7 protein-coding genes are annotated in these 7,254 nt (G+C 74.6%); 5 read left to right on the top strand and 2 right to left on the bottom strand.

Annotated features, from left to right (window positions below; translation table 11 throughout):
- Positions 1 to 22: 22 nt before the first annotated feature.
- The 3 genes from ACR9ZK_RS19760 (at position 23) to ACR9ZK_RS19770 (ending at position 2,096) form a co-directional block, all read left to right on the top strand.
- The gene (locus ACR9ZK_RS19760) at positions 23 to 676 is read left to right on the top strand and encodes a DUF429 domain-containing protein (RefSeq protein WP_481343677.1); all 654 of its coding nucleotides are present in this window, start codon (positions 23 to 25) and stop codon (positions 674 to 676) included.
- A gap of 31 nt (positions 677 to 707) precedes the next feature.
- Positions 708 to 1,175 carry a GNAT family N-acetyltransferase gene (locus tag ACR9ZK_RS19765; RefSeq protein WP_481343678.1) on the top strand — a complete coding sequence of 156 codons (468 nt, stop codon included), beginning with the start codon at positions 708 to 710 and terminating at the stop codon, positions 1,173 to 1,175.
- A 117-nt stretch (positions 1,176 to 1,292) separates the two neighbouring features.
- Positions 1,293 to 2,096: a hypothetical protein gene (locus ACR9ZK_RS19770; protein ID WP_481343679.1), complete on the top strand. Its 804-nt coding sequence runs from the start codon at positions 1,293 to 1,295 to the stop codon at positions 2,094 to 2,096.
- A 51-nt stretch (positions 2,097 to 2,147) separates the two neighbouring features.
- Here the strand turns inward: ACR9ZK_RS19770 and ACR9ZK_RS19775 are convergent, their stop codons facing one another.
- Both ACR9ZK_RS19775 and ACR9ZK_RS19780 read right to left on the bottom strand, forming a co-directional pair.
- Positions 2,148 to 3,248: an SGNH/GDSL hydrolase family protein gene (locus ACR9ZK_RS19775; RefSeq protein ID WP_481343680.1), complete on the bottom strand. Its 1,101-nt coding sequence runs from the start codon at positions 3,246 to 3,248 to the stop codon at positions 2,148 to 2,150.
- Positions 3,249 to 3,559: 311 nt separating this feature from the next.
- The gene (locus ACR9ZK_RS19780) at positions 3,560 to 4,492 is read right to left on the bottom strand and encodes an alpha/beta fold hydrolase (protein WP_481343681.1); all 933 of its coding nucleotides are present in this window, start codon (positions 4,490 to 4,492) and stop codon (positions 3,560 to 3,562) included.
- 119 nt (positions 4,493 to 4,611) lie between these two features.
- Between ACR9ZK_RS19780 and ACR9ZK_RS19785 the strand changes: the two genes are divergently transcribed.
- Both ACR9ZK_RS19785 and ACR9ZK_RS19790 read left to right on the top strand, forming a co-directional pair.
- A complete protein-coding gene (locus tag ACR9ZK_RS19785) occupies positions 4,612 to 5,931 on the top strand; it encodes a glycoside hydrolase family 76 protein (protein WP_481343682.1) in 1,320 nt (439 codons plus the stop codon).
- Positions 5,932 to 5,992: 61 nt separating this feature from the next.
- A complete protein-coding gene (locus tag ACR9ZK_RS19790) occupies positions 5,993 to 7,150 on the top strand; it encodes an alpha/beta hydrolase family protein (protein WP_481343683.1) in 1,158 nt (385 codons plus the stop codon).
- The last annotated feature ends 104 nt before the right edge of the window (positions 7,151 to 7,254 follow it).

The raw sequence follows: 7,254 nt of genomic DNA on the forward strand, positions 1-7,254 counted from the left end.
TCCGTCGTCGGCAGCGTCAGATGTGTATAAGAGACAGGTGCTCGAGCCGGACGCCCCACGGCCGCGGGTCGTCGTGGCGCCGACCATCTCGGGGCTCGTCGAGCTCGTGCGTGAGTCGCTCGGCCTGGCCGTCGTCGGCATCGACATCCCGATCGGGCTGCCGGATTCGAGCCTTCGCCAAGCGGACGCGTTGGCCCGCAAGGCGATTCGCGGCAAGGCCGCCTCGGTCTTCACGACGCTGACCCGAGCCGCCTACGCCGCGTCGACGCGCGAGGAGGCCGATGCCGTCAACCGGCGCCTGGTCGGCCAGGGCGTCGGTGCCCAGGCGTTCGGGCTGCGCGAGAAGATCCTCGAGGTCGACGCGTGGCTGCGCACCCGACCGACGGTCCGCGTCCTCGAGGTGCACCCGGAGGTGTCCTTCGCGACGATGGCGGGCCGACCCATCGTGCCGGGCAAGAAGACGGACGAGGGACGCGACCTGCGCCTCGCCGCCCTCGCCGCCGCCGGCATCGCCCGTCCGTCGGTGCTCGGCGGCTCGGGCTATGCCGCCGACGACGTCATCGACGCGTGCGCCGTCGCCTGGACGGCCGCGCGGTACGCCGCGGGCCTGGCCACCTCGCTGCCCGACCCGCCCGAGGTCTTCGCCGACGGCCTCCCCGCCGCCATCTGGTGCTGAGCAGGCGGGACGGCCACGCCAGAATGGGGCCATGACCGGGTTCCGCATCGAGCGTGACGACCTGACCGACCCCGCCGTCGTGGCGCTCCTCGACGGTCACGTCGCCGAGCTGCGCCGCATCTCGCCGCCCGAGAGCTCGCACGCGCTCGACCTGGACGGCCTGCGGGCCCCGGGCGTGACGTTCTGGGTGGCCCGCGACACCGATCACGGCGTGCTCGGCTGCGGTGCGCTCAAGGTGCTCGACGCGTCGCACGGCGAGGTCAAGTCGATGCGCACCGACCCCCGGGCCCAGCGCCGCGGCGTCGCCCGGGCCCTGCTCGCCGAGGTGCTCGACGAGGCCAGACGGTCGGGGCTGACGCGTCTCAGCCTCGAGACCGGCTCCGCCGGGTTCTTCGCCCCGGCCCGGGCACTGTACGCGGCGCACGGCTTCGTCGAGTGCGGCCCCTTCGCGGGCTGCCGCCTCGACCCGCACAGCACCTTCATGACCCGCGAGCTGTGACGCGTCGCACGCCTTCGCGCCACGCGAACCTGACGTCGCCGGCCACAGGTCACCGATCGGACACGGCCGCCCGAAAAGCGCGAACAGGGAGCAACCGGCACCGTTAGCCTCCGGCACATGTCGCCGTACGCGCGGGCCACCCGCGCCCTCCTCTGCCTGACCTCACTGGCCCTCGCCAGTGCCTGCACCAGCGGTTCGACGGGAGCCCCGGCGGCCGCCGGGTTCGCCCAGACGACCGTCGCCGGTCGCACTACGTCGCCGTCGCCGACCGCCAGCGCGCCGTCGACGTCGGCCCCGTCGACGAGCGTGGCCCCCGCCGCCCCTCCCAAGGCCGTCGAGCAGACCCGAGCCGCGGCGTCGCTCCGCAAGGCGCTGCTCGCCCTCGACGACCTGCCCGCCGGTTTCTCGGAGGAGAAGGAGGAGGCCGAGGGCGGCCCGGCCGTCATCACGTCGAAGAAGGCCGGCTGCACCCGGCTCGTCACGCTCATGAACGCCGAGAAGGTCCCGGGCTCCATGGCCGGCGCCACGAGGACGTTCTCCAGCGGCGCCGACGGCCTCGTCATCGACGAGATGCTCGACGCCATGGGGTCGCCGCACCGGGTGAAGGATCTCCACGCCAGCATCGAACGCGCCGTCGCCGGCTGCCCCTCGATCACGTTCAAGGTCCCGGCCGGCACGTCGAAGATGACGGTCCGCAAGGTCAGCGCGCCGGATGTCGGGACCGACGCGGTCGCCTTCCGCATCACCGCCGAGGGCGGTGACCTCGAGGGCTTCGAGGCGACTCAGGTGTCCGTCGCCGTCGAGGACGTCGAGCTGACGATGATCTTCTACAACGCCTACCCCGAGGAGATCGAGGGTGCGGCGGAGGACGCGTACTCCAAGGCCGCATCGGTCCTCGTCCGCGAGACGACCGCCAGCTGACGCACTGAGTCGGGTCGCGGTGCGGGCCTCGGCGCCCGCGTCGGCACCCCCTCAGCGGGCCACAGCGGCCGCGAGCGCCGACGCTGTGGCGTCCCAGCCCGGCTGCGTCGGGTGCACGAACTCGGCGACGTCGCGACCCGGTGACCCGACGGGCACCAGCCACGCCGAGGACTGGTCGCCGAGGACCCGCGGGTCGAGCCCGTGGACGCGGCCGCCCCACGCCTGCTTGACGGTGTCGACGAAGTGGTAGCGGTCGGCGCCCGGCTCGGCGTCGAGCTCGGCGACGGCCTGCGCCTGGAGGGCGTCGCCGAGGCGCTGGAGGTCGTTGAGGGCGGCCCCGGCGTCGTAGGTGGGTGCCGCCTCGGGAATGCCGTAGCTCTCGCGGTCGATGAGGAAGGGGTAGCTGAGCAGGTACACCTCGGCGTGACCCCCCGATCGGGCCTCGACCGCGCGGAGTGCCTCCGTGGTGCGCTCCACCATGGTCGGGGCCTTGGCGCGGGCGGCGTCGAGGTCGGCCTTGCACCGCGCGGGCTCGCGGGCCACGAGGCAGTCGGCGACGATCGCCGAGAAGCCGATGTCGTTGCCGCCGATGGTGAGGAAGACCTCGTCGGTGTCCGGCGTGACGGCGTCGATCTGCGGCCGTGCGTAGAGCTGGCACTGCACGGTGCCGGTGTAGAGGCTGCCGACCCCGACACCCGCGAGGAACGTGTAGCGGTAGTCGAAGTCGGGCTGGGCGGGGACGCCGCACAGGCGCGCCACCCGGGCCCGGCGCAGCCACTCGGCCTGCTGGTCGGGGTAGGTCGCCGGGTCGATCGGGTAGGTGGCGGTCTTCGTCGAGGGGTCGCCGAGGTCGCGTGGCTCGAGGATGTCGGCGACGACCCCGCCGCTGCAGGCGACGTTCGTGTAGCTCGCGCCGATCGCCGCAGCGACCTGGGCCCCGTAGTTGTCGGGCGAGCGGTAGCACGTGCGTTCCTCATAGGTTCCGGTCCCGTTGCCGGCCGAGTAGGAGTCCCCGAGCTGGACGACCTGTCGCGACGGCGTGGCGGAGGCGTCCGTCACGCCGGGCGCGGTCGTCAGGCCCGTGGCGGCGAGCGCGAGCGCCACTGCGGCGACCCGTGCGGGCCGGGACAGGCGGCGGGCGGAGCGGTGCACGTGGGACTCCTTCGTCCGGTGACGGTCTCGGGTTCCCAACGACGCCCGGGGGCCTGAGGTCACGCGCTCCCGGCCCGAGGCGCCGTCACCGGGATGTCACGTCGAGCTCACGACGTCGTGACGTCCCGGGGTGATGATGAGGGGGTCGGCTCCCTCGGGTGGCCGCGATGGGGCCGCCGGGACGGGTCGGCGCGGCACCCACCGCGAAGGAGGAGCGATGAACCGCATCAGGGCGATCATCCGGTGGCTCGACGACTACACCCTCTGGGCGTTCAACCCCGACGTCCCGGGCTCACGGCTGTTCCGGTGACTCAGCCGGCGCGGGCGTGCTCCACGAGCCAGTCGAGGGCGTCCTCGGCGCGCGCCAGCACCGAGATGTGCCCGGCGCCGGGCTCCACCCACAGCTCGGCGCCCGGCACCCGACCGGCGAGCCATCGCCCGTGCGAGGCCGGCACCATGCGGTCGGCCTCGCCGTGCACGACGAGCGTGGGTGCCGTGACCTCGGCAGGGTCGAAACCCCAGTCGCGCACGTAGGCGAGGTCGTCGTCCACGACCGGCGCGGGTCCGGCCGCGACCGCCGGACCGACGACCGACCCGAACCAGCCCCACGGCCCGGCGAACATCGCCTCGTCGGCGGGGAGGAAGCCGAGGTCCTCGGCCGACGGCTCGGGACCCCCGGCCCCGGCCGCCTCGTGACGCTCCTTCGCCGCCCTGCCGGCCACCGCGGCCCGCAGCGACGCCTCGCCACCCGGTGCCATCCCGGCGAACCAGTCGATCCCGGCGGCTGTCGCAGGCCCGTACGGCGCCACCGGCGAGATGGCGACCGCGGACCTGACCCGGGTGGGGAGCAGAGCCGCCGCGGCGAGGACGTGCGACCCACCGCCGGAGTGGCCCATCGCCGAGAACGTGCCGACGCCGAGGTGGTCGAGGACGCGTCGCACGTCGTCGGCGGCAGATCCGACGGAGCGGTCCGGTCGCGGCGTCGACCCGCCGTAGCCGGGCCGGTCGTAGCCGACCCACCGGACGCCGTGGCGTCGCCCGGCCGGGAACAGGGGCACGGGCGGTGGTCCGATGTTCGGGGTGCCGTGGAACCACACGACGACGGGCGGGTCCGCCACCCCGTCCGGCGCGCCCGTGTCGTAGACGTGCAGGACCGAGCCGTCGGGCGCCTCGACGTCGAGCTCGCGGACGACCGGTGGTTCAGGGACGGAGGGGTCCGACCCGTGGGTCACCCGATCGGTCACTGGACCTCGCCCTTCCTCGGAGGTGTTCCACCCGGCGCGCGAGCACGTCGCCGCCGTGGTGAGCCTTGCACACGGGTACATACCATGGTCCGCTCGCACACTGCCGGTACCGTCGCTGCGTGGCCGACGCCTCCGCATCCGAGACCTCCCCACCCGGCGCGTCCCCTCCGGACGCGTCCGCACCCGGCATGTCCGGCCGCCTGTCCTCCGCGGGCGCGCGGTCCGCGAGGGAGACCGACGCCGTGGTCGCGGGGGCTCGCGCGGACGAGGCACAGCGGTCGGTGCAGCTGCTCTTCAGCAGGCCGCTCGCCGGGCTGCCGGCGACGACGCTGGCCCGGGTGCGCGCTCCCGCCGGGCGGGGCGACGGCTCGCTCGGCGGCCTGCGCGGCCCCTGGCACTACTGGTGGCAGGCTCACCACCTCGACGCCGTCGTCGACGCGGGACTGCGCCGCCTGCGTGCGGGCGACCTCGCCGGCGCGGCCGCCGCGGCGGCCCGTGGCGACCGGGCCCTCGCCACGGTCCGGCTTCGCAACGGCGGCCGCTGGACCAACGAGTTCTACGACGACATGGCCTGGCTCGCCCTGGCAGCCGGACGCTTGGGCCGCCTGCACCGGTTCGTCGAACGACGACGCGGCCACCGCCGGCTCCGGTCGGTGCGGCGCGCGCTGACGGCCGAGCTGCGCTCGGCGCTGACCGACGACGTCGGTGGCGGCCTGTTCTGGAGCACCGACCGCGACCTCAAGAACGTCCCCGCGAGCGGGCCCGCGGCCCTCCACCTGGCCCGGCTCGGCGACCTCGACTCCGCGCGCCGCATCCTCGACTGGGCCTACGAGCGGCTCTGGTCCCCCGACTCCGGGCTCTTCGCCGACGGCATCCGGCTGCGCGAGGGCGCAGAGGTGCTCGTGCCCGACGTGTGGAGCTACAACCAGGGCACCGTCCTCGGCGCGCTCGTCACGGTCGGCGACCCCGAGAGCCTCGCCCGCGCAGCCGCGCTCGTCGCGGCGATAGACGCCGGGCTCACGGCATCCCGGGCCCTCGACGCGCCCGACACCTCCGCCCGCCCGGACGTCCAGGACGTGCAGGACGCGCCGGACGCGCCGGACGTGCCGGATGTCGCCCGCGTCCTGCGGACCCATGGGGCGGGGGACGGCGGCCTGTTCACCGGCATCCTCGCCCGCTACCTCGCGCTCGCGGCGGACACCGACCAGCTCGACGCGTCGGCCCGGGCGACCGCCTCTCGGCTCGTCCACGACACGGCAGACGCCTTCTGGGCCGGGCGCGACGCCGGCCGACGGGTCGGGCGACGTGGCCCTGCGACGGTGTTCTCGCTCGACCCGCTCCGACCGGCCTCGACCACCCTTCCCCCTCCCCAGGGTCTCGAGCTGTCCCCACAGCTGCAGGCGTGGACCGTGCTCGAGGCGGCCGCCCGGCTGGCCTGAGGCCCGTCGGCAGCACCGAGGGGCGGGTGCGCACCGGGCTCGGGCGGGCCAGACTCGGGGGATGGGAGGACCTCGACGTGTCACCACACCCTGGACCGGTGGGCCGGGCCGGTTCGACGGGGTCCGGCACGTCGGCGCGTCGGCCACCCTGGCCGCCGTCCTCGCGGCATCCGCGTGCACCGGCGCCTCACCGGACACCACGACGCCGTCGACGCGCGGTGCGACGTCGGGCACGACACAGGGCACGACACAGGGCACGACGTCGAGCCCGACATCGAGCGCCGGGTCCGCGCCACCGGCGACGCGTCCGGCTCCGCCGACACCCGGCCCCGGAGCGCGCCCGGCCACGGCCGACCCGGCCTCCCTGCCGGCCCAGATCGCGGCCCGGTACGAGGGCGGCAACCTGCGCCTCGGCCGCGAGCGCGGCAGCACCGAGGCGTACCGACAGTTCTACGCGACCTACGAGAGCAACGGGTTGACGATCTCCGGGCGCATCAACATCCCGCGCGGGAAGGGCCCGTTCCCGGCGGTCGTCCTCGCGCACGGCTACGTCGACCCGGCCGAGTACACCAACGGCGAGACGATGCTGCGCGAGCGCGACTACCTGGCCCGGCACGGATACGTGACGCTGCACATCGACTACCGCAACCACGCCCAGTCCGACACGGACCCCGACAACGACGCGAACCTGCGCGCCGGCTACACCGCCGACGCCATCAACGCCGCGCTGGCGCTGAAGAAGGCGCAGGTCGTCGACCCGCACCGCATCGCCCTCGTCGGTCGGTCGATGGGTGGCGGAGTCGTCTACTCGGCGCTCGTCGTGCGGCCGGGGCTCTTCCGAGCGGCCGTGGCCTACTCACCGGTGAGCTCGGACACCGTCGACAACTTCGACCGGTGGGTACGCCGAGACCCCGGCCGGACGGGCGTGGCCCGCAAGGTCATCGCCCGGCTCGGCACCCCCGAGGCGCAGCCGGCACGGTGGGCCACGACGAGCCCACGGACGTACTTCGCGCGGATCACCGACCCGGTGCTCATCCACCACGGGACGGCGGACGAGGACTGCCCGATCACCTGGTCGGCCGAGACCGTCCGGGCGCTCCGGGCGGCGGGCAAGGACGTGACGTACGACGTCTACCCGGGCCAGGGACACACCTTCACGACGCAGTGGCCGCTGTCGATCCGGCGCACGACGGCCTTCCTCGACGCCCGGCTGGGCTGACGCCGGGGCCTCGGGCCGGCGCCCGCTTCGTGTCCGGCTCCGGACATGAGTACGGGGTGGGTCCGCATCCCCCTGCGGAACCCACCCCGTTCACATCCTGTCTC

It is taken from the genome of Monashia sp. HAY1-5C (genome assembly GCF_056755255.1).